At 64.0% G+C, this 22,198-nt stretch carries 24 protein-coding genes and 1 pseudogene; 21 read left to right on the top strand and 4 right to left on the bottom strand.

What is annotated here, in order from left to right; translation table 11 throughout:
- Positions 1-40: 40 nt before the first annotated feature.
- From E4M07_RS10130 to E4M07_RS10145, 4 genes are all read left to right on the top strand, one after another.
- Positions 41-601, top strand: a complete 561-nt coding sequence (locus tag E4M07_RS10130) for a TetR/AcrR family transcriptional regulator (RefSeq protein ID WP_136658181.1) — start codon at positions 41-43, stop codon at positions 599-601.
- A 149-nt stretch (positions 602-750) separates the two neighbouring features.
- The gene (locus E4M07_RS10135; protein ID WP_136658182.1) at positions 751-1,452 is read left to right on the top strand and encodes a carboxymuconolactone decarboxylase family protein; all 702 of its coding nucleotides are present in this window, start codon (positions 751-753) and stop codon (positions 1,450-1,452) included.
- A gap of 83 nt (positions 1,453-1,535) precedes the next feature.
- A complete protein-coding gene (locus tag E4M07_RS10140) occupies positions 1,536-2,141 on the top strand; it encodes a dimethylsulfonioproprionate lyase family protein (RefSeq protein ID WP_136658183.1) in 606 nt (201 codons plus the stop codon).
- A gap of 55 nt (positions 2,142-2,196) precedes the next feature.
- Positions 2,197-2,784 (top strand): GNAT family N-acetyltransferase, encoded by a 588-nt coding sequence (locus E4M07_RS10145; RefSeq protein WP_246660403.1) that lies wholly within the window; start codon positions 2,197-2,199, stop codon positions 2,782-2,784.
- Between the two features lie 22 nt (positions 2,785-2,806).
- Here E4M07_RS10145 and E4M07_RS10150 read toward each other — a convergent pair whose 3' ends face one another.
- The gene (locus E4M07_RS10150; RefSeq protein ID WP_136658184.1) at positions 2,807-4,357 is read right to left on the bottom strand and encodes an MFS transporter; all 1,551 of its coding nucleotides are present in this window, start codon (positions 4,355-4,357) and stop codon (positions 2,807-2,809) included.
- Between the two features lie 332 nt (positions 4,358-4,689).
- On the opposite strand from E4M07_RS10150, the gene ffh reads away from it, so the two are divergent.
- The 7 genes and pseudogenes from ffh (at position 4,690) to E4M07_RS10190 (ending at position 9,950) form a co-directional block, all read left to right on the top strand.
- Positions 4,690-6,219, top strand: coding sequence for a signal recognition particle protein (gene ffh / locus E4M07_RS10160; RefSeq protein ID WP_136658185.1), 1,530 nt, complete (start codon positions 4,690-4,692; stop codon positions 6,217-6,219).
- Between the two features lie 5 nt (positions 6,220-6,224).
- Positions 6,225-6,527: a chorismate mutase gene (locus tag E4M07_RS10165; protein WP_136658186.1), complete on the top strand. Its 303-nt coding sequence runs from the start codon at positions 6,225-6,227 to the stop codon at positions 6,525-6,527.
- 48 nt (positions 6,528-6,575) lie between these two features.
- Positions 6,576-6,980 (top strand): annotated as a pseudogene (gene rpsP, locus E4M07_RS10170) (30S ribosomal protein S16); the annotation flags it as partial.
- Positions 6,981-7,175: 195 nt separating this feature from the next.
- A complete protein-coding gene (gene rimM, locus E4M07_RS10175) occupies positions 7,176-7,775 on the top strand; it encodes a ribosome maturation factor RimM (RefSeq protein WP_136658188.1) in 600 nt (199 codons plus the stop codon).
- On the top strand, positions 7,772-8,476 hold the full coding sequence (trmD, locus tag E4M07_RS10180) for a tRNA (guanosine(37)-N1)-methyltransferase TrmD (RefSeq protein WP_136658189.1): 705 nt from the start codon (positions 7,772-7,774) through the stop codon (positions 8,474-8,476). Before rimM ends, trmD begins: the two co-directional genes overlap by 4 nt.
- Before the next feature lie 163 nt (positions 8,477-8,639).
- The gene (gene rplS, locus E4M07_RS10185; RefSeq protein WP_136658190.1) at positions 8,640-9,185 is read left to right on the top strand and encodes a 50S ribosomal protein L19; all 546 of its coding nucleotides are present in this window, start codon (positions 8,640-8,642) and stop codon (positions 9,183-9,185) included.
- Positions 9,186-9,302: 117 nt separating this feature from the next.
- Complete coding sequence (locus E4M07_RS10190) at positions 9,303-9,950, top strand: glutathione S-transferase family protein (protein ID WP_169054156.1); 648 nt, start codon at positions 9,303-9,305, stop codon at positions 9,948-9,950.
- A gap of 6 nt (positions 9,951-9,956) precedes the next feature.
- On the opposite strand, the gene E4M07_RS10195 is transcribed toward E4M07_RS10190, so the two are convergent.
- Positions 9,957-10,931 (bottom strand): magnesium transporter CorA family protein, encoded by a 975-nt coding sequence (locus E4M07_RS10195; protein ID WP_206057212.1) that lies wholly within the window; start codon positions 10,929-10,931, stop codon positions 9,957-9,959.
- A 158-nt stretch (positions 10,932-11,089) separates the two neighbouring features.
- Here E4M07_RS10195 and E4M07_RS10200 point away from each other — a divergent pair, with 158 nt between their 5' ends.
- From E4M07_RS10200 to E4M07_RS10215, 5 genes are all read left to right on the top strand, one after another.
- A complete protein-coding gene (locus E4M07_RS10200) occupies positions 11,090-11,887 on the top strand; it encodes a transporter substrate-binding domain-containing protein (RefSeq protein ID WP_136658192.1) in 798 nt (265 codons plus the stop codon).
- A 65-nt stretch (positions 11,888-11,952) separates the two neighbouring features.
- Entirely contained in the window at positions 11,953-12,777 is an 825-nt protein-coding gene (locus E4M07_RS10205; RefSeq protein ID WP_136658193.1) for an amino acid ABC transporter permease, read from the top strand.
- Positions 12,778-12,814: 37 nt separating this feature from the next.
- Positions 12,815-12,961: a hypothetical protein gene (locus E4M07_RS29065; RefSeq protein WP_169054157.1), complete on the top strand. Its 147-nt coding sequence runs from the start codon at positions 12,815-12,817 to the stop codon at positions 12,959-12,961.
- 52 nt (positions 12,962-13,013) lie between these two features.
- Positions 13,014-14,420: a 3-isopropylmalate dehydratase large subunit gene (gene leuC / locus E4M07_RS10210; protein ID WP_136658194.1), complete on the top strand. Its 1,407-nt coding sequence runs from the start codon at positions 13,014-13,016 to the stop codon at positions 14,418-14,420.
- A gap of 158 nt (positions 14,421-14,578) precedes the next feature.
- Complete coding sequence (locus tag E4M07_RS10215; RefSeq protein ID WP_136658195.1) at positions 14,579-15,733, top strand: GGDEF domain-containing protein; 1,155 nt, start codon at positions 14,579-14,581, stop codon at positions 15,731-15,733.
- Between the two features lie 19 nt (positions 15,734-15,752).
- Here E4M07_RS10215 and E4M07_RS10220 read toward each other — a convergent pair whose 3' ends face one another.
- Positions 15,753-16,073 (bottom strand): hypothetical protein, encoded by a 321-nt coding sequence (locus E4M07_RS10220; protein ID WP_136658196.1) that lies wholly within the window; start codon positions 16,071-16,073, stop codon positions 15,753-15,755.
- 237 nt (positions 16,074-16,310) lie between these two features.
- Between E4M07_RS10220 and E4M07_RS10225 the strand changes: the two genes are divergently transcribed.
- The 5 genes from E4M07_RS10225 to E4M07_RS10245 all read left to right on the top strand — a co-directional run bounded on the left by E4M07_RS10225 (position 16,311) and on the right by E4M07_RS10245 (position 20,426).
- Entirely contained in the window at positions 16,311-16,769 is a 459-nt protein-coding gene (locus E4M07_RS10225) for a GNAT family N-acetyltransferase (protein WP_136658197.1), read from the top strand.
- Between the two features lie 244 nt (positions 16,770-17,013).
- Entirely contained in the window at positions 17,014-17,406 is a 393-nt protein-coding gene (sdhC, locus tag E4M07_RS10230; RefSeq protein WP_136658198.1) for a succinate dehydrogenase, cytochrome b556 subunit, read from the top strand.
- A gap of 13 nt (positions 17,407-17,419) precedes the next feature.
- Positions 17,420-17,800 (top strand): succinate dehydrogenase, hydrophobic membrane anchor protein, encoded by a 381-nt coding sequence (gene sdhD / locus E4M07_RS10235; protein WP_136658199.1) that lies wholly within the window; start codon positions 17,420-17,422, stop codon positions 17,798-17,800.
- A 7-nt stretch (positions 17,801-17,807) separates the two neighbouring features.
- Positions 17,808-19,631, top strand: a complete 1,824-nt coding sequence (gene sdhA, locus E4M07_RS10240; protein ID WP_136658200.1) for a succinate dehydrogenase flavoprotein subunit — start codon at positions 17,808-17,810, stop codon at positions 19,629-19,631.
- 15 nt (positions 19,632-19,646) lie between these two features.
- Entirely contained in the window at positions 19,647-20,426 is a 780-nt protein-coding gene (locus tag E4M07_RS10245) for a succinate dehydrogenase iron-sulfur subunit (RefSeq protein WP_136658201.1), read from the top strand.
- Between the two features lie 10 nt (positions 20,427-20,436).
- Here E4M07_RS10245 and E4M07_RS10250 read toward each other — a convergent pair whose 3' ends face one another.
- Positions 20,437-22,044, bottom strand: a complete 1,608-nt coding sequence (locus tag E4M07_RS10250) for an APC family permease (RefSeq protein ID WP_136658202.1) — start codon at positions 22,042-22,044, stop codon at positions 20,437-20,439.
- Positions 22,045-22,198 lie beyond the last annotated feature (154 nt).

Raw genomic sequence — 22,198 nt, forward strand, 5'->3', positions numbered from 1 at the left:
CATATGTGTCTCGTAACTTATTTCAAGATGTGGAACAGACATGTCTCAGAAAAACGACCGGCGGTTCGTCCGCTCGCAAGAGGCGATCATCGAGGCCGGGATTGCCGCGCTTTTACGAAACCCGTCCGCGGGCATGTCCGAAATCGCCGATGCGGCCGGCATCGGCCGGGCGACGCTCTACCGGCATTTCGAATCCCGCGAGGCCCTCGTCCGCAAACTGGCGCTGGTTTGCCTGGAAGAAACGGAGACCGCCCTCGAACCCAATGAGAACCTGTCCGGACGGGCGGCCGTCGAGAAGATCATCGATGTGCTGATGCCGATGGCGGACCGCTTCAGGTTCCTTGTCAGCCTCTGGTCTCTTGTCGAGGGCGACGCGGAGGTGGCGCGGATCGAAGCGCGGATGCGCGGCGAGATGCTGGCCCTGTTTCGGCAGGCGATGACGGACGGCGAGTTCGAGACGGACATGCCGGCGGAATGGCTGACGGCGTTCTTCGACAGCACGCTCACCGCCGGCTGGATGCTGGTCGACGCCGGTGCGGCTACGTCCGGGGAGGCGGCGGATTATGTAAAGCGCTCCTTTCTCGACGGGTGCGCGAATTAGACCGGTCGGCTTGATGGCCTCGCCGCGCCGTCATCATCGGCACTGATGAGCGAAATCATCAAATGCGATTTTCTGCCGCTCTGCCTCTCGCTTAGACTGCCGGGAATCCGGCCGTCCGGCCGATCAATCAAGAAACGGGAGGTGAGACGATGCAGCGCATGCCGATGATCGAACGGGAGAACATATCGGGAGACCTGGAGGTTTTCTACGATTCCGTCACCGCGCTCCTTGGCCGCGTGCCCCGGTTCTACCGCACGATCGCCAGTGCGCCGTGGCTTGCCATGTGTTTCCTGCCGATCAACGCCACCGCGCAGCGTCAGTGGCCGGGCACCCGCATCTCCGGGCGCGTCAAGGAACTCGTCGTCATCAAGACCAGCCACGTCAATGGCTGCGACTATTGCTATGCCCACAACACGGCCCTCGGCGCCGCCGCCGGCATCACCCACGACGAGGTCATCGAAATGAGTTCGGACGATTATCTGGATTCAAAGACCCTGTCGGACGCGGAGAAGGCGGCCATCCGCTGGGCCGAGGCCATGACGCGCAACACGGCGGGCAGGGACGATGCGCTCTTTGCCGAACTGAAGGAACATTTCTCCGACGGCGAGATCATCGAGATCAGCATGGTGTGCGCCATGTTCAACATGATCAACCGGCTGACCGACAGCCTCGGCGTGCCGATCGAGGAGCAGGCGGAGATCGACCTCATCAAGCCGTCGCTCCATCTCGATCCCGCGAAGATCAAGGATTACGTGACCTGGATGGCCGGCTTCTGGCCGGATGCGGATTTCGAGAGCCTGAACCGGCAGGCCGCCGAGGCCGCCGCGCGTCCGGCGGAAGCCGCCGAGTAGGCACTGCCCAGGGGGGCACTTGCCCGGGCGCCGGTTTGCCGGCCATGATGGCCACGCGTGTGATTTGAACCGTGTGGCGCAAGATGAAAGAACCCGAAGAACGCGCGGCTTTCGACCGGCTGACGAGCCTGCTGGCGGATGCGTTTGCCGAGGAAGGACGGCCGGGCGGCGACATGGCTGCAAAGGCTTTGCGGGCCGCGCCCGCCCTGCCCTACCGGCGCACCGTCTCGGGCGCCGATCCCGGCCCGGTCCTGGATGTGGCCTGCGGCCTCAGCGGCGCGCTGCCGCTCGGCGCGTCCGTCCTTGCCTGCCGGCACCTGCTCGACTGGATATCCTGGGAAGGCACCGGGCTGGAGCGGTCGGTGTCGGCGCGGCTTTATACGACCGAGCTCGTTGGACCGGACGGACATGTCGCCGCCGAGAGCGTGCGGATCGGCCTGCTGGCCTCGGAGGCGTGGACCGACTACCCGATCTCCAGCCATGCGGGCGAGGAAACCTATCTTGTCATTGCCGGCACGGCGGAATGGTCCGTTGGCGGCGGTGATTACGCCGCCCATGCGCCCGGCGCGCTCATCCACCATCCGTCCTGGGTGCTCCATGGGCGGCGCACCCTGGACGAGCCGTTCCTCGGCGCTTGGCGCTGGAGCGGCGATCTCGACCTGTCCACCTTCCGCGTCGCCGAAGACTGAATCCGGGTCTCGAGGTACCCGCCCTCGAGACCTGTCACGCGCGCAAACGTGTCACTTGCCACGCGGCACCGATTTCCCGACAATCGCGGCCATGGATTTCGACATCAGACCCGCCGACTGGGAGAGTTTCCGTGCCGTCATGGGCGACAAGGGCGGCTGCGGCGGGTGCTGGTGCATGCTGTGGCGGCTGCCGAAGAAGCAGATGGACGCGCAGATGGGCGAGGACAACCGGCTGGCGATGAAGGCGCTGTTCGAATCAGGTCAAATATCCGGACTGATAGCGTTTGTTGAGGACAATCCCGTCGGCTGGATTCATCTGGACGACCGGTCCGCCTTCACGCGGCTTGCCTCTTCCAGGGTGCTGAAACCGGTCGATGACAAGCCCGTCTGGAGCGTCGCCTGTTTCCTGATCGACAAGCGCCATCGCCGCAAGGGCCTGTCGGCCCGGCTGCTTCTGGGGGCCTGCGACCTCGCCCGCGAGCGCGGCGCGCAAATCCTCGAGGGCTATCCGATCGACACGCCGAAGACGCGCTACCCGCCGGTCTATGCGTGGACCGGTTTCGCCGGCGCCTTTCGAAGGGCCGGCTTTTCCGAGGTCGCCCGCCGCTCGCCGACGCGACCGATCATGCGCAGGGTCCTGTAACTCGCGTCTGGCGACCTGATAGCTATTCGTCGATGGCGTGCAGTTTGCTCTCGTCGATGGCGGCAATCACGAACAGGCCGATGACCGCCGACAACAGCACGGGCCAGTAGGCGAGACTCATGCCGGCGGCGAAGGATTCGCTCAGGATCGACCTGATCTTGTCCGCGTTCTCCGTGCTGTAGCGGGCGAAAATGTTGTTGGCGGCGGCGGCGCTGGCCGAACCGGCATTCAGCACCGAAAGATCCGCTGCGGACAGCGATATGCCGGCCTGTTTCAGCGCCGCCTCGACCCGCGCCAGGCCGGACCCGTACATGATTGCCGTCGCCACCGCCACGCCGATCGCGCCATAGGCAAGGTGCAGCATGAAGGACAGGCCGCCGGCCAGACCGGCGCGCGATGCCTTGACCGCACTGACGACCGCGGTGCCCGACGTGCCGACCCCGAGCGGGGCGCCGAAGCCGATCAGCAGCATGGCCGGCAGGATCGCGTAGTAGCCCCATGAGGCTGGCAGGACAATGACGGTCGCACAGCCGAGGGAGACCAGGGCATAGCCGATGAACAACAGGCGTTTTGGACCGAACGGCTTGTAGAAGTTCCCGGCGACGATCGATCCCACCGCCAGCGGCAACATCAGGGGGATCATGCCGAACGAGGCCGTCAGGACCGACCAGCCGAGCGTTTTCTGCATGAACTGCGGGAAGTAAAGGAAAGCGACGAAGAACGCCGGCACCATGAGCGCGTTGAGCCACAGCGTGAGCACGAATTCGCGGTTGCGGAGCATCTGCGGCGGCAGCAGCGGATCGGCAACGCGGCCTTCCACGAACGGGAACACCAGGAACAGCACAACGCTGGCGCACAGCAGTGCGATCACGGAAAGCGATCCCCAACCCCAGTCGGCGCCGACGTCGAGCGCGAAAAGAAGTGCCAGGATGGCCCCCGACAGAATGGCGATGCCGGCAAAATCGACCGGCTCGTTGTCGGCCTGCGGCCGCTGCCTGGAAAGCAGGCGCCAGACGAGCACGGCAGCGGCGGTGCCGAACAGGGCATTGGCAAGGAAAAACAGCCGCCAGTCGCCGAAATAGGAAGCGACGCCGCCGATGAGCGGGCCGATCACGTTGCCGGTGGTCACGCCGGCCAGAATCAGCCCCATGACGAGGCCGCGCTGGTCTTCGGTCGCGTTGGTTGCGCCGAGGGCAATGATGCTCGGCCAGACAAGCCCGGCACCCAGCCCCTGGACGGCGCGGGCGGCGATAAGAAATCCGATATCCGGTGCCAGGAGGCAGCCGATGGAGGCGGCGACGAAGAGCGCGAGACCGATGAGCAGCACCCGCCGCCGGTCATGGGTGTCGCCCAGCCGCCCGCCGGTCACCATGAACATGGCAAAGGTCAGGGCGTAGATGTTGAGCACCCACTGGGTGGTGGTGATGTCGGCGGACAGGTCGGCTTCGATGGAGGGCACCAGAAGCAGCGCACCGGTAAAATCGGTGCCGATCGTGAAGGCCGTGATCATCAGCGTGACAATGCCCAGCACCGTGTGGCCGCCGACAGGACCCGATTGCGTTTCCGATGACATTGAACCCCCTAATTTCCAGATCGGCGCATCCCGGGCCCGATATTCATACCCCTTGGCCTGTTCCTGTCGGGCAAGGGTATCCGGTGTTTGCCGCCGCTGTCCACGGCACATGCGGCTTGACTTTTTCCGGCCATTGCTGTTTATCCGCGGCATTCCGCGACGAGTTGACAACTCCGAGCCGCTGACCGGGACCCGCGAAGGTATAAAGAGATCCCGGAAGCCAACACCCGGCAGCGCGATGCGCCCCCGGGTGCTTTCGTGCTTTGGGCTTGTCATTCGTGCGAGGGATGACGATCTTCCGGAGATGGTCTCCGGAAGCAAGGGAATGATGGATGTTTGAAAGCCTTCAAGATCGCCTGGGTTCAATCCTCAACGGGCTGACCGGCCGCGGCGCGCTGTCCGAAAAGGATGTCTCGGCGGCGCTGCGCGAAGTGCGCCGGGCGCTACTCGAGGCCGATGTGGCGCTGGAGGTGGTGCGCGACTTCACCGACAAGGTGCGCGAGAAGGCGGTCGGCGCGGAAGTGCTGAAATCCATCAAGCCCGGCCAGATGGTCGTCAAGATCGTCCACGACGAGCTCGTCGCCATGCTCGGCGAGGAAGGCGTTGCGATCGATCTCAACGCACCGGCGCCCGTCGTCGTCATGATGGTCGGCCTGCAGGGTTCGGGCAAGACGACGACCACCGGCAAGATCGCCGCGCGGCTTTCCGCGCGCGACAAGAAGAAAGTGCTGATGGCGTCGCTCGACACGCGCCGGCCCGCAGCCCAGGAGCAGTTGCGCCAGCTCGGCGAGCAGACGGGGATCGACACGCTGCCCATCGTCGCCGGCCAGTCGCCGACGCAGATCGCCGAACGCTCCGTCCAGGCGGCGAAGCTCGGCGGCCATGACGTCGTCATCCTCGACACCGCCGGCCGCACCCATATCGACGAGCCGCTGATGGTCGAGATGGCCGACATCAAGGCCAAGTCGAGCCCACACGAAATCCTGCTCGTCGCCGATGCGCTGACCGGCCAGGATGCCGTCAACCTGGCCCGCAATTTCGACGAGCGCGTCGGCATTACCGGCCTGGTGCTCACCCGCATGGACGGCGACGGCCGCGGCGGTGCGGCGCTCTCCATGCGCGCCGTGACCGGCAAGCCGATCAAGCTGATCGGCACCGGCGAGAAGATGGATGCGCTGGAGGAGTTCCATCCGCGGCGCATCGCCGACCGTATCCTCGGCATGGGCGATATCGTTTCGCTGGTCGAGAAGGCGGCCGAGACCATCGACGCCGAAAAGGCGCAGGTCATGGCCGACCGCATGAAGGCCGGCAAGTTCGACCTCAACGATCTCGCCGACCAGCTCAGGCAGATGCAGAAGATGGGCGGCATGTCCGGCTTCATGGGCCTGATGCCCGGCATGGGCAAGATGAAGGACCAGATCGCCGCCGCCGGCCTCGACGACACGGTGTTCCGCCGCCAGCTCGCCATCATCTCGTCGATGACGAAGAAGGAGCGGGCCAATCCCGATATCCTCAAACATTCCCGCAAGAAGCGTATCGCCGCCGGCTCCGGCACCAACGCGGCCGAGATCAACAGGCTCTTGAAAATGCACCGGCAGATGGCGGACGTGATGAAAGCGATGGGCGGCAAGGGCAAGAAGGCCGGCATGCTCGGCAAGATGATGGGCGGCCTGGCCGGCGGCATGGGCGGAATGGGCGGCATGCCCGACCCCAAGCAGCTCGAGGCGCTGAAGAAACAGGCGGATGCCGCGGGCCTCGGCAAACCCGGCGGCCTGCCCGACCTTGGCGGCGGCCCTGCCCTGCCCGGTCTCGGCGGTCCGAAACTTCCCGGCGGCCTTCCCGGCCTGCCCAAGAAAAAGTGACGATCATGACCACCGATCCGCAAGAACGCCTCAATGAACTGCGCCGCTCGATCGACAATTTCGATGCCGCGCTGATCCATATTCTGGCTGAACGCTTCCGCTGCACGCAGGCTGTCGGCAAGCTCAAGGCCGAATTCGACATGCCGCCCGCCGATCCGGCGCGGGAACAGCGGCAGGTCGAACGCCTGCGCAAACTCGCCGAGGAGGCCGATCTCGATTCCGATTTCGCAGAGGCCGTCCTCAACTTCATCATCAAGGAAGTCATTCGCCACCACGAGGCCATCCGGCACCGCACCGGCGCCGAATGAGCCCTTGAGGCGAACCCGAAACAAAACAGGACTTTAAAGGAAAACGAAATGGCACTGAAAATTCGTCTGGCCCGCGGCGGGTCGAAGAAACGCCCCTATTACCACGTCGTCATCGCCGATGTGCGCGCGCCGCGCGACGGCCGCTTCATCGAAAGGGTCGGCATGTGGAACCCGATGCTGGCCAAGGACGCCATCCGCGTCGAGCTCAATGAAGAGCGCATCAAGCACTGGCTCGAGCAGGGCGCCCAGCCGACGGACCGCGTGCTGCGCTTCCTCGATGCGGCAGGCATTGCCAAGCGCCCGGCCCGCAACAACCCGATCAAGGCGAAGCTCGGCAAGAAGGCTCAGGAGCGCCTCGACGAGCTGAAGGCGAAGGAAGAGGAAGCAGCGGCCGAAGCCGCCGACGCCGAAGCCGCAGCAGCTGAGGCGCCCGCTGAGGAAGCGCCCGCAGAAGAGGCGCCCGCCGTGGAAGCGCCTGCTGAAGAGGCACCGGCTGCCGAAGCATCCGCCGAGGAAGCGTCTGCCGAGGAAGCACCCGCCGAGGAAGCCCCTGCGGAAGAAGAAGTAAAAGAAACCGCTGGATAGGCGGAATGCTGCGTTATGTTAAGCGGGCGGCATTATGCTGCCCGTTTTTGTTTGCAGGCGGTTATGGCACAGGCTGACGACCTCATAGTGATGGCCGAGATCGGCGCGCCGCATGGCGTGCGCGGCGAATTGCGGGCCAAAGCCTATACGGACGATCCGATGGCGGTCACCGAATACGGGCCGCTGGTCGACCGGAACGGCCGGTCCTATACCGTGCTCTCGGTGCGGCCGGCCAAGAACGTCGTCATCATGCGGATCGAAGGCATCGACAGCCGCGAAGCCGCCGAGGCGCTGAAAGGACTGGCGCTACATATCCCGCGCAGCCGCCTGCCGGACGGATCGCTCGAAGAAGAAGAGTTCTTCCAAAGCGACCTGATCGGCCTTTCGGTTCGCGATGCCGGTGGAACGGCCTATGGGACCGTGGCGGCGATGCATAATTTCGGCGCCGGTGACATTCTGGAAATCAAGCCGCAAGAGGGGCCGGCCGTGATGATCCCGTTTTCGGAAGCGGCGGTGCCGGCCATCGATGTCGATTCCGGCCTGCTGACCGTCGATCCGGCGGCTGCCGGCCTCGACGATCCAGGCGAGAAGAAGGGGCCGGGCAGCCGCCGTCGCCGCCCCGCCGGCAAGGGTGCCGGGAAAGCGGAAAGGGAAAAGCGATGACGTTTCGGGCCAGCGTCCTGACGCTCTATCCGCAGATGTTTCCCGGCCATCTCGGCGAATCCCTGGCCGGACGGGCGATGGAGCGCGGCGACTGGACGCTCGAGGCGATCCAGATCCGCGATTTCGCCCGCGACCGGCACCGTAGCGTCGACGACACGCCGGCCGGCGGCGGCGCCGGCATGGTGCTGCGTCCCGACGTCCTTGCCGATGCCATCGACCACGCAAGTCCGCCGGACGATGCACGCCCGCGCCTGTTGATGAGCCCGCGCGGCGCGGCGCTCACGCAGGACCGCGTGCGCGAACTGGCGGCCGGGCCCGGCGTCGTGCTCGTGTGCGGGCGCTTCGAGGGCGTCGACCAGCGGGTGATCGAGGCACGGGGCCTCGAGGAGGTTTCGGTCGGCGATTATGTCCTATCCGGAGGCGAGCCGGCGGCGCTGACACTGCTCGATGCCGTCGTCCGGCTTCTTCCGGGCGTCATGGGCAACGAGGCATCGGGCAACCTGGAGAGTTTTGAATCCGGCCTCCTCGAGCACCCCCACTACACCAGGCCGCAGGTCTGGGAGGAGCGAGCCATCCCGGATGTGCTGACATCGGGCAATCACGCCAAAATCGAGGCCTGGCGGCGCGCCGAATCTGAAAAACTGACAAAGGAGCGGCGACCGGACCTAATGCCCGCCAAAAAAAAGCCGCCGCAGGGATGACAATCGGGCGCTGTTGGTGTATGTGCCCCGCCAGCCGGTTTATCCGACACCGCCAAGCAAAGAATGGTGAATACGCTGCGCCGAAACGGCAGGCTTCCGAGGCAGTGACCGAAGGGCCCTCAAGCGCTCTGACCGTTTAAGAACAAAGAAAGGTTCGAGAACCATGGATATCATCCGTGAACTTGAGGCCGAACAGGCCGCGAAAATCGAAGCCAAGCGCAAGCTGCCCGAATTCTCGCCGGGCGACACGGTGCGCGTCATGGTGCGCGTCACGGAAGGCAGCCGCACCCGCGTGCAGGCCTATGAAGGCGTCTGCATCGCCCGCTCGGGCGGCGGCATCAACGAGAATTTCACCGTCCGCAAGATCTCCTACGGCGAAGGCGTCGAGCGCGTCTTCCCGCTCTATTCGCCGATGGTCGAGGCTGTCGAGGTCGTGCGCCGGGGCAAGGTGCGCCGCGCCAAGCTCTATTACCTGCGCGATCGCCGCGGCAAGTCGGCCCGTATCACCGAGAACACCAATGTACGCGCCCGCAAGCTGAACGAAGCAGAGCGTCAGGCACTGGCCGCCGAAAAGGCCCGCATCGAGGCCGAGAAGGTCGCCGCTGCCGAGGCACTGGCTGCCGAGAAGGCTGCGGAAGAAGCGGCGGCAAAGGCCGCTGCCGAGGCCGCCGAAGCAACGGAAGCGCCGGCAGAGGACAAAGCCGAATAGCTTGACGCTGAAAGTCATCGGATAGATTGATAAACGCGCGCCCCGACGGCGCGCGTTTTTTGTTGGAGCCGGCTTGCCAGCACAATTGTTGCCGGCGGCAAAGCACGGGATCGAATGATGACTTATGTTCTGCACAACCGGCTGGGTTCCGGCGGCTTTGCCATCGAGGCCGTGCTGGAACTCGCCGAAATCCCCTACCGGCTCGAACTGATCGAGTCGGCTCCGGGCTCCCACCTGCCCGACGGGGCCGCGGCGATGAATCCGTGGCGACAGATACCGGTCCTTGAGTGCCCGGACGGCGCGGTCGTGACCGAGACAGCGGCGATCCTGTTCTACCTGGCCGAGAAGCACGGCAGCCTGCGCGAAGGTCCCAACCTTTACGTCGAAGACAGCGCCGCCTTCTACCGCTGGGCCGTGTTCCTGTCGGTGAATGTCTATGAGGGCTTTTTGCGCATGGTCTACCCGGAGCGCTATCTCGGCGCCGGGTCGGCCGATGTCTCGGCCCTGCGCAAGGCGGCGAGCGCCCGCATCGGCGATGCCTTCAAGCTCATCGAGGACCTGTTGTCGGAGACGCAATTTATCTGCGGCGACCGGATGTCGCCGGTCGACATCTACTGCGCGATGCTCTTTTCGTGGCACCGGAAGCGGGATGAATTTCCGCGCTGCATCGCCCTTACCGAGCGCGTTGCGCGGCACCCGCTGGTCGCGCCGGTGTGGCGCAAGAACTTCGACCACTGGCTCGACCGGGAATGGGCCGACGGCTGATCGCCACTAAAGCAGCTTCTTGATGCGGAAGAAGCCCCAGGTGGCGAGCGCCGAGGCGAGCATCAGCACGACGGAGAACTCGTAGCCCAGCGTCCAGCCAAGCTCCGGCATGTCGGCGAAGTTCATGCCGTAGACAGAGGCGATCAGGGTGGGCGGCATGAAGACGACCGCGACGACGGAAAAGATCTTGATGATCTGGTTCTGCTCGAGATTGACCAGGCCCACCGTCGCATCGAGCAGGAAATTCAGTTTGTTGTCGAGCGCGGCGCCGTGCTCGCGGATCGACCGCAGGTCCCGGCCGAGGCCCTTCAGCTGGGCGCGCTGCTCCTTGCTCAGCCCCGCGACCGCCGCGCCCTGGCTCAGGAAATAGACGAGCCGGGACAGCGTCGCGATGCTCTCGTGGACCTTGGCGATCATGATGCCGGTGCTGCCCACCTTCTTGATGGCGTTCTTGTAGTCGCCGCTCTTGCGGGCGCTGATGCCCTCGTGGAAGATGGTCGTCGACATCCTGTCCACCTCGCCGGCAGCGTGCTCGATGAGGTCCGCCAGGCGGTCGACGATGACATCGAGCAATGCCATGAGCGCATGCGCGGGCGATGTGCCGATGGCGGTGTCCTTCAAAAGCCGCTGCCGGAAGAGTTCGATGGACAGTGGCTCGCCATGACGCACGGTGATCATCTGCCGTGCATTGATGGCAAATGTGACGGCGGTCGCCTCCGGCGTGGCTTTCGAACCGGCGTAGGGCAGGGTCGCCGTCATGAACAGCGTGTCGCCCTCCTGGTACAGGCGGCTCGAGGATTCGATCTCGATCATTTCCTCGCGCGTCGGGATCTCGAGGCCCGTGGCCGTTTCGGCCAGGGTACGCTCCCCGGCATCGGGGTCGCAAAGGTCGATCCAGAACGGCCCGCCGCCGGCCGCCGCTGTCGCCATGTCCGCGGATGTGGTGATCTGCCCGTCTTCGAACCTGTACGCAGTCAGCATGAAAACCCCCGAATTGTTGTCCCTGCGGCCACCATAGCGGTTGCCGCGAAACGGCCGCAACCGCAACGGCGCGTCTTGTCTTGGCCGGTTCAACTGTGACATTCTCCCATTCCGCCGGCGCAGCCATAACCAAGCCGGGCGAACACAGGGAGCTTTTCATGTCACTAGTCAAATCGGTTATTGCCGCGGCGCTCGCGGTCTCGATCGCACCCTTTGCCGCAACCGCGGCCGATCTGCCCGACCTCGGCGGCAAATCCGTCACTGTCGTCACCGAAAACGCCTATCCGCCATTGCAGTTCATCGATCCGAAAAACGGCAACCAGATCGGCTGGGAATATGACGCCATGGACGAGATCGCCAAGCGGCTCAACATGAAGGTGGAATACCAGAACACCAGCTGGGACGCGATGATCCAGGCGGTCTCCGACGCCCAGTACGATGTCGGCATGACCGGTATTACGATCAAGGAAGAGCGCAAGGAGAAGGTCGATTTTTCCGAGCCTTACATGCGCTCCGAGATGTTCATGCTGGTGCGCGGCGACGAGGAACGGTTCAGCGACGCGAAGAGTTTTGCCGCGTTCGAGGAGGGTCTCGTCGGCGCGCAATCGGGAACCACGCCGTTTTACGTCGCGGTCTATGACGTGCTGGACGGCAACGAGCAGAACCCGCGCATCAAGCTGTTCGAGACTTTCGGCGCACAGGTCCAGGCGCTGCGGGCCGGCGATGTCGATCTGGTGCTGACGGACGGGACGGCCGGAAAGGGTTACGTCAAGGCCTCCGACGGCGCGCTGAAACTGGTGGGCGATCCGCTTGGCACCGAGGATTTCGGCTTCATCTTCCCGAAGGGCTCGGACCTTGTCGGACCGATCAACGCGGCGATCGCCGATATGAAATCCGACGGCACGATCGACGCCCTGAACACCAAGTGGTTCCTCGAATACGAGCTTGGCAAGTAAGCCCGCAAATTCCGACCACTCCAACGGGCGGGGCAACGGACCCGCCCGTTAACTGACCGGCACCCATGGCGACAGGCAGGACCTCCAGCGACAAGGATTTTCCCTACTGGCTCGTTGCCGCGGGGACGATCGCCGTCATCATCGCGGTCGTCATCGTCACGAACGACCTTTATTCCGAAGTCCTCAGGATCGTTTCGAAGGGCGTGTGGATCACCATCTTCGTGACGCTGGTGGGCTTTGCGCTGGCCTCGGCGCTCGGCCTGCTGATCGCCGTCATGGGCCTGTCCCAGTCCATCGTGCTTCGGCAGGTGGCGCGATTCTATGTCGAGATCATCCGCGGCGTGCCGATCCTTGTGCTGCTTTTCTACATCGCCTTCGTCGGCGCGCCGGGCTTTGTCCATGCCTGGAACTTCCTGACGACGCCGCTGCAGGAGGCAGGCCTGATATCGGAGCTGAAGGTGCGCGACATCTCGTTGATGTGGCGGGCGATCATTTCGCTGACGATCGGCTACTCGGCCTTCATAGCGGAGGTCTTCCGCGCCGGGATCCTGGCGGTCGACGAGGGCCAGATCGAGGCGGCTCAGGCGCTTGGATTGAGCCGCTGGCAGCGTTTCCGGCTGATCATCATGCCGCAGGCGCTGCGCACCATATTGCCGCCGCTCGGCAACGATTTCGTCGCCATGGTCAAGGACTCCTCGCTCGTCTCGGTGCTCGGCGTCGCCGATCTCACGCAGATGGGCAAGGTCTACGCGTCCGGCTCGTTCCGCTTCTTCGAGACCTATTCCATCGTCGCCTACCTGTACCTGCTTCTGACGGTGGGGCTTTCGCTGGCATTGCGGGCGCTGGAGCGGCGTCTGCGGCAGGCCGGAAATGTTGATGAGCCAGCCTGATTGCCGCACGGCAAAAAGCTTGATAAGAACGGTTCCAATGACGGAAAACATGATCATCGCCGGCATGAATTATCTCGGCCGCGTCCGCCACCGGACGTCGACGGCCTATCTGCCGGTGCACGATCACAAGCGGCTGCCGGGACGGTTCTTTGCGCGCCTGCGGCACTCCGACGGCTGCCTCTGACTGCCCGCCCTCGCCCGCCGCACAACACAACCGTTTCATTCGGACAAGATTCATGACTGAGCCAAGAACACTTTACGACAAGATATGGGACGAGCATGTCGTCAACGAGCAGGAGGACGGAACCTGCCTGCTCTATATCGACCGCCACCTCGTCCACGAGGTTACCAGCCCGCAGGCCTTCGAGGGACTGCGCGACGCCGGCCGCAGCGTGCGCCATCCGCAGCGCACCCTTGCCGTGGTCGACCACAACGTGCCGACGACGCCGGACCGCAAGGAAGGCATCAAGAACGAGGAAAGCCGCATCCAGGTCGAGGCGCTGGCCAGGAATGCCGCCGAATTCGGCGTCGAGTATTTCCACGAAGCCGATGTGCGCCAGGGCATCGTGCATATCGTCGGGCCGGAACAGGGATTCACGTTGCCGGGCACGACCATTGTGTGCGGCGACAGCCACACCTCCACGCACGGCGCCTTCGGGGCGCTTGCCCACGGCATCGGAACCTCCGAGGTGGAGCACGTGCTCGCCACGCAGACGCTGATCCAGAAGAAGGCCAGGAACATGCTGGTGCGCGTCGACAATGCGGCACCCGAAGGCGTCACCGCCAAGGACATCATCCTCGCCATCATCGGCGAGATCGGCACGGCGGGCGGCACCGGCCACGTCATCGAATATGGCGGCCAGGCGATCACCGACCTTTCCATGGAAGGGCGCATGACGGTCTGCAACATGACCATCGAGGGCGGTGCGCGCGCCGGCCTGATCGCGCCGGACGACAAGGCCTTCGACTACCTGAAAAACCGTCCGATGGCGCCGAAAGGCGACCACTGGGAAAAGGCGGTGGAGCACTGGCGCACGCTGCAGACGGACGAGGGGGCGCAGTTCGACCGTACGGTCGTGCTCGATGCGCAGCACCTGCCGCCCATCGTGTCCTGGGGCTCGTCGCCGGAAGATGTCGTCTCGGTCACCGGCCATGTGCCGAACCCCGACGAGATCGAGGACGAGACCAAGCGCGCCTCCAAGTGGCGGGCGCTCGACTATATGGGCCTCGATGCGGGAACGAAGATAACCGATATCGAGATCGACCGCGTCTTCATCGGATCGTGCACCAACGGGCGCATCGAGGACCTGCGCGCCGCCGCGGCCATCCTGCGCGGCCACCGGGTCAGCGAACGCGTCAATGCCATGGTGGTGCCGGGTTCCGGCCTGGTCAAAACCCAGGCGGAACAAGAGGGCCTCCACAAGGTCTTCATCGATGCCGGTTTCGAGTGGCGCGAGCCGGGCTGTTCGATGTGCCTGGCGATGAACGATGACCGGCTGAAGCCGGGCGAACGCTGTGCATCGACCTCGAACCGCAATTTCGAGGGCCGGCAGGGATACCGGGGCAGGACCCATCTGGTGTCGCCGGCGATGGCCGCCGCCGCCGCCGTGGCGGGTCGGTTCGTCGATATTCGCGACTGGTAACCATTCGTAAACCACCAACCGAACAATTAGCGGGCGAATCTTTGTTTCGCCCGTTTTTCAACGGTTTTCGCCCCTACACGTATCGCGTGCGTATTCAGCTGTTTACTTCAAATTAGGTCCTGTCTGTTACTCCGTAGTCTAAGGGGGACTGGGCACGCGTGTCTTACATTCATGCAGTCAATATCGGGCTTGCCGCCGCGGTCATTTGCGGAATTGCGGCGGAATACCTCTACGATCGGAGCCTCAAGGCTGCCTTCTGGTGGATGCTCACCTTTGTTGCCCTGATGCTGCACGGCGTCGCCTCGGTCGCCGCTCCGCTGGCCTTTGCACAGCCTGTCTCCGGTTTCATTCCCTTCGCCCTCAGCGCCATGGCGATCAGTTGCCTGAATGTCGGCATTGCCGCCTATTTCGGCAGCCGGGTGCCGTGGCGGCTGATCGATGCCGTCCTCGTCGCAACGATGGTCGTCAATTTCGTCGTCGGCACGACGTTTGCCGGCACCGTCCTCGCCTCGTCGACAACGGCGCTGCTTCTGGCGGGCGCGCAGGCGGTCGGGATCTACATTCTGCTGAGCAGCAAACGCGGCAGGCGCGACCGCGTCTTCGCCACCGTTCTTGTGCTCGCCACGCTGAATTTCGCGTCGCGTCCGCTGATCGAGGCTTTTGCGCCGGGCGGCGGTGCCGTTGCCGTGCAGGTGAACAACACGCTGGTGATGATCGGCCTTGCGAACCTCTTGATGCTGCGCCTGGCGACGCGGCTCCTGAAAGACATGAAGGGGCAATCGGAAACCGACGGCCTGTCCGGCCTGTTCAATCGAAACGGGTTCCAGGCCGCCGTCAACCGCGCGCGCAAGCTCTCGGAAAGCGTTGCGCCGGCCTCGCTGATCATTTGCGATCTGGACCGTTTCAAATCGATCAACGACCAGCACGGCCACTATGTCGGCGACCGCGTGATCGCCGCCTTCGGCAGGCTGGTGCGGGCGGGAGCGCGGGACGGGGATATTTGCGGCCGGGTCGGCGGCGAGGAGTTCTGCGTTTACCTGCACAATTCCGACGCCCGTGCGGCGCGCCTCTTCGCCGAATGGCTACGGGTGGCGTTTTCATCGACGAGCTATCCCGAGCTCGACGCGAACATTCGTTTTACGGCCAGTTTCGGCGTCACGCAGATTGGCGGCGACGAACCGGTCGAGGCCGCTTACATGCGCGCCGACAAGGCCCTGTACAGGGCCAAGCGCGAGGGCAGGAACTGCGTGCGTTCCGTCGGAGATTCCGCCGAACTGTCGGGCATCAGCTTCAGCGCGCGATCGTCGGGCTAGACCGCCCGGCGAATGCGCCTCACGGCCGGATGATGCAGATCTTCGTCTTCTCGTCGCAGTCCATCGCGGACTGCGCTTCACCGACATCGATGATCTTGGCGCCGGGACGCGGCAGCGCCTTCTTCTTCGGCTCCGGCGGGGCATAATACTGCCGGCCGTTGTCGACGTAGAAATAGATGCCGTTGCCCTTGAACTGACGCGCCGAGATGGCGCCGGAGTAGGTGCCGAGGCCCTTGATGCGGGTCGGCAGACCGTCGTCGGAAAGTGCGGGTGCTGCGGCCAATACCGGCGCAGTCATTGCGGCGGCGATTGCCAGGTACTTAATTACACGGTTTGGCATAACTGTGCTCGCTTCGTTAACGAATCAGGATCGCCCGCCCTGTCGATTCATTCGACCGGCCGCGGATATCCTGCTGTTTAATCTAGAGATTTCGTGTTCCGTTTACCATAAAGCCGCAAATAAACATTTTGTTAAGGTTAACGCGAGGGCCGGAGCGGGACGGGCGGGTGACGCGCGCGGTGATCCCGGCTACAAGAGTCGGCGACCGACATTGCATGCGAAGGAAGAATAGGCACCATGACCGGCGAACCGAAAATCGAGATCGATCTGCTGCGCCTGAAGGATGCGCGTGAGCTGGCGCCGCTGATTGCCGCCTACGCGCAGTCGCTCAAGCGCGGGGCGCCCAGGAGACCGGATGAATTCTATGCCGAAACGCTGCTGCAGGATCGCGTGGCGCAGCTTCTGGGTGCGCGGCTCGACGGCGAACTCGTCGGTTTCATCGTGTTCTACGACCTGCCGGACCCGGTCACCGGCAGGCGGTTCGGCCAGGTGGATCACCTTTACGTGCACCACGAGCAGCGCCGCAAGGGCATCGCCAAGGCGATGATCGACGTGCTCTCCGAAGACGGCGAATCGCGCGGCTGGAGCAAGCTTGTCCTCAATGCGCCGCGCCAGCCCGACGAGGGAAAAAAGCTCTATGAGAGCCTGGCCGCGACCGGAGACTGGGCCGCTTTCGTCATTCATTTCGAGCGCTGAAAAGCGCGTTCATTGCCGCAACGCAAAATAATTTTGCGGCACCCTCAGGACGGCGGATTTTAGACTATTGACTGCTTTCAATCGATTTGGAAGCGTTCTAAAACAACTTAGCCGGAGTCTGGGTCATGCGGCGGCCGCGGGCACGCTTTGACGCACCGCCGCAAAGACACTATTAACATCCAGAATTGGCGCGGCCTTTCGGCCGCAAGGTTGCTCTAGATACTGATTTCAATTCGGAGGCCCCATGGCCAACGCCTCACAGAACAGACCGCTTTCCCCGCATCTGAGCATCTATCGTCCGATCCCGACCATGGTGATGTCGATCGTTCACCGCATCACCGGCGCGGCGCTCTATTTCGGCACGATCCTGGTCGCCTGGTGGCTGATCGCGGCCGCCGCCGGACCGTCCTATTTCGAGTTCACCAACGCCATCTTCGGATCGATCATCGGGCGCCTCATCCTGTTCGGATATACCTGGGCGCTGGTGCATCACATGCTGGGCGGCATCCGCCATCTGATCTGGGACACGGGGCGCGCGCTGGACAAGCATGTCACGACCAGGATGGCCTGGGCGACGCTGGTTCTTTCGGTGTCGCTGACGATCATTCTGTGGGCGATCGCCCTCATCATCGCATAAAGGAAGCCTTGTCATGGATTTGCGCACACCGCTCTCCAGGGTTCGCGGGCTGGGCTCGGCAAAAGAGGGTACCGATCATTTCTGGCGACAGCGCCTGACCTCGGTCGCCAATATCCCGCTGATCGTCTTCTTCATCTTCTTCATCCTCGTCTATCAGGGCGAGTCCTACGAGACCGTCGCCGGCGCGCTGGGCAATCCGCTGATCGCGGTGCTGATGGGGCTGGCGGTCCTGTCGTGCCTCATCCACATGCGCCTCGGCATGCAGGTCATCATCGAGGACTACGTGCACGGCGAGGGCGCCAAGATCGTCCTATTGATGCTCAACAGCTTTTTTACGATCGTCGTCGGCGCGTTGTCGCTGTTCGCGGTCCTGAAACTCGGATTTGGAGGCTGACCCCGCGATGGCGAACAACACGCAACCGGCCTACCAGTTCACCGAACACAGCTTCGATGTCGTCGTCGTCGGCGCCGGCGGTGCCGGCCTGCGCGCCACGCTCGGCATGGCGGAGCAGGGCCTTCGCACAGCCTGCATAACCAAGGTTTTTCCGACGCGCTCGCACACGGTGGCGGCACAGGGCGGCATCGCGGCCAGCCTTCAGAACATGACGCCCGACCACTGGCAGTGGCACATGTACGACACCATCAAGGGCTCGGACTGGCTCGGCGACAACGACGCCATGGAATATCTGGCCCGCCAGGCACCGGCCGCGGTCTACGAGCTTGAGCACTACGGCGTGCCGTTCTCGCGCACCGAGGAAGGCAAGATCTACCAGCGCCCGTTCGGCGGCCACATGCAGGAATTCGGCGAGGGCCCGCCCGTTCAGCGCACCTGCGCCGCCGCGGACCGCACCGGCCATGCGATCCTGCACACACTCTACGGCCAGTCGCTGCGCCATCACGCCCAGTTCTTTATCGAGTATTTCGCCATTGACCTTTTGATGAGCGACGATGGCGTGTGCACGGGTGTCGTCGCCTGGAACCTCGACGACGGCGTCATCCACGTATTCCGCGCCAAGATGGTGGTGCTGGCGACCGGCGGCTACGGCCGCGCCTATTTCTCCGCAACGTCGGCGCATACCTGCACGGGCGACGGCAACGGCATGGTCATCCGCGCCGGGCTGCCTCTGCAGGACATGGAGTTCGTGCAGTTTCACCCGACCGGCATCTACGGCGCCGGCACGCTGATCACCGAGGGTGCGCGTGGCGAGGGCGGCTATCTGGTCAATTCCGAGGGCGAGCGCTTCATGGAGCGCTATGCACCGTCGGCCAAGGACCTGGCTTCCCGCGATGTCGTCTCGCGCTGCATGACGATGGAGATCCGCGAGGGACGCGGCGTCGGCAAGAAGAAGGATCACATCTTCCTGCATCTGGATCATCTCGATCCCGCCGTTCTCGCCGAGCGGCTGCCGGGCATTTCCGAATCGGCCAAGATCTTCGCCGGCGTCGACGTGACCCGCGATCCCATTCCGGTGCTGCCGACGGTCCACTACAACATGGGCGGCATACCGACCAATTATCACGGCGAGGCGCTGAACCCGACAAAGGACGATCCCGACCGGATCCAGCCCGGTCTGATGGCCGTCGGCGAGGCCGGCTGTGCTTCCGTTCACGGCGCCAACCGGCTCGGCTCCAATTCGCTGATCGACCTCGTCGTGTTCGGCAGGGCGGCAGCGATCAAGGCCGGCGAAGTGGTCGACAGGGACGAGGAGATCCCGCCCGTTCCGCAGGCCTGCCTCGACAGGATCATGGACCGCTTCGACGGGCGCCGGCACGCCAACGGTTCGATCCCCACCGCCGAGCTGCGCGACCGGATGCAACATGCCATGCAGGAGGATGCCGCAGTCTTCCGGACCGAGGAAACACTGAAACAGGGCTGCCGGCGCCTCGACGAGATCTACAAGCAGCTCGGCGACGTGCACGTAACCGACCGGTCGATGATCTGGAACTCGGACCTGGTCGAGACCCTGGAGCTCGACAATCTGGCTGACTGCGCACTGCTGACCGTCCACGGCGCCGAGGCGCGCAAGGAAAGCCGCGGCGCCCACGCGCATGAGGACTTCCCGGACCGGGACGACAAGAAATGGCGTGTCCATACGCTCGGCTGGATCGACGGAAAGGGCAAGGTCCGGCTCGAATACCGGCCGGTGCATACCGAGACACTGACCAGCGAAGAAGAAGGCGGCATCGCGCTTGCCCGGATCGCGCCGAAGAAGCGCGTCTACTGAGGAGATTCTTGCAAGATGGTTGAATTCACACTTCCAAAGAACTCCCAGATTACCGGCGGCAAGACCTGGCCGAAGCCGGAGGGTGCGACCAACCTGCGCGAATTCCGCATCTACCGCTGGTCGCCGGACGACGGCAAGAACCCGTCCATCGACACCTACCATGTCGATCTCGACGACTGCGGCCCGATGGTCCTCGACGGCCTCTTGTGGATCAAGAACAAGGTCGATCCGACACTGACCCTGCGCCGTTCCTGCCGGGAGGGGATCTGCGGCTCCTGCGCCATGAACATCGACGGCACGAACACGCTCGCCTGCACGAAGGGCATGGACGAGATCGACGGGACGGTGAAGATCTACCCGCTGCCGCACCTGCCGGTCGTCAAGGACCTGGTGCCGGACCTCAACAATTTCTACGCCCAGCACCGGTCCATCGAGCCGTGGCTGAAGACCACCACGCCGGCGCCGGAGACCGAATGGCTGCAGTCGCATGAGGATCGCCTCAAGCTGGACGGGCTCTACGAATGCATCCTGTGCGCCTGCTGCTCGACCTCGTGCCCGAGCTACTGGTGGAACGGCGACCGTTATCTGGGCCCGGCGGTGCTGCTTCAGGCCTACCGCTGGCTGATCGACAGCCGCGACGAGGCGACCGGCGAGCGGCTCGACGAACTGGAAGACCCGTTTCGGCTCTACCGCTGCCACACGATCATGAACTGCGCGCAGACCTGTCCGAAGGGGCTCAACCCGGCGCTGGCGATCGCGGAAATCAAGAAGATGATGGTCGAGCGCCGCGTCTGACGGCGGGCAGTCACACTTCCAGGTCGCGCAGCACGGCCTTGTCGTAGCCGATGCGTGCAAGGATCGTATCGGCCTGCTCGTCGAACTGGTACTGGGTCAACGCCGAGCGCAGGGCAATCCTGTACATCACCGCGCAAAAGGCCGCACAGACAAGGATGTCGTAGCCTTCCGGTATCACGCCGAGACCGCCGAAGCTGCCCAGCCATGAGATGATGCCGATGCCCAGACAATAGGGCAGGAGCCAGGCCGCCTGGCGCAGGTCGAGCTCATCCCGGTCCAGGGTTCGCGCGCGGACGGCGAACAGCACCGCGCCGACCAGCATGGCGATGCCGAGAACCCTGATGGTCTGCCAGCCGCTCCAGTAGACGATCAATGTCGCTAGTATGAAGGTCGCGTAGCCGACGGCCTTGACCGCCGGCAGCCTGAACGGGCGCCGGTAGTCGGAGGCAAGCGAACGCAGCGCCACGACGGCGACCGGACCGACGATGAAAGACAGCACCACCAGCGAGCTGTGGGCGGCGACAAGCTCGGTGAAATCGAGGAAGAGGACCGCCACCCAGCCAACCGCCAGATTGAGCAACAGGGCATTGAACGGAACCCCGAAGCGGGACAGTTTGGCGAACACCGCCGGCATGAAGCCGGACCCCGTGAGCGCCATGACCAGGCGCGCATTGGCGCCGACTGCGACAAGGGCAGAACCGAAGGGCGAAATGACCGCCGTCGCGTTCATCAGGCTGACAAGCCACAACAGGCCGAGGGCGGTTGCGATCGAGGCGAGCGGTCCGCCCGGGTGGTTGAAATGCAGTCCTTTCCAACCGTCTGACAGGTCTGAGGGCTGCAGCGCGCCGATGAAGGCGACCTGCAATCCGAAATAGATGATCAGGCAGATCAGCATGGCGACGATCAGGGACAGCGGCACGTTGCGGCCGGGATTGCGCACCTCGCCGGCCATGTCGATCGCGTGGCGGAAGCCGATCATGGACAGGATGACGCCGCCGGATGACACGGCCGACAGAACCCCGCGGGCGCCATCGGGGGCAAAGCCGCCGGCGGCGGTGAAATTGGCCGGCTCGAAAGCGGATGCGATGAACATGATGGCGATGACCATGGGCACGATCACCTTAACCCAGGTGACCGCGTTGTTGATGGCTGTGAAGAGCTTGACGCCGAAAGCGTTGAGCACGACAAAAATTGCCATCAGCACCAGTGTTGCCACCGATCCGGAAAAGGACAGGCTTTCGTAGCTTGTTCCCTCGAACATGAACGGCGCGTAACGGCCGAGGTAGCGGAGCGTCGCCTCCACCTCCACCGGCGCGGTCAGCAGGTAGCCGAGCCAGGCCGTCCATCCCATGGCGATGGAGACGACGTTACCGTGGGTGACCTGCGGGATGCTGGCGATGCCGCCCGGAAGCGGGAACATGGCCGAAATCTCGGCAAATGTCAGGGCGAGAAGCAGCATGGAAAAGGAGCCGATGATCCAGGCGACGATTGCGGCCGGTCCGGCGAGCTGCGCCGACAGCATGGGTGCAAACAGCCAGCCTGAGCCGATGATCCCACTGACGGCCAGGGCGATGAGGCCGAAGGGGCCGATTTCCCGCTTGAGACTGGGTTGCTGCATGTATTTCCGTTCCCCGCCGTGCGTTGTGCGGTGACTATGCATTCAATTGCGGCGCTTGGACAGGGGGCATGTTTTTCGGCTAACAATCCTTTGCGCACGGCGGTCGCGGCGACGCAGCGCTGCAATGTCACGTGCTCGTGACCGGGATTGACTT

Origin of the sequence: Nitratireductor sp. XY-223, from assembly GCF_004959855.1 — a bacterium.
GTDB lineage: Bacteria > Pseudomonadota > Alphaproteobacteria > Rhizobiales > Rhizobiaceae > Hoeflea_A.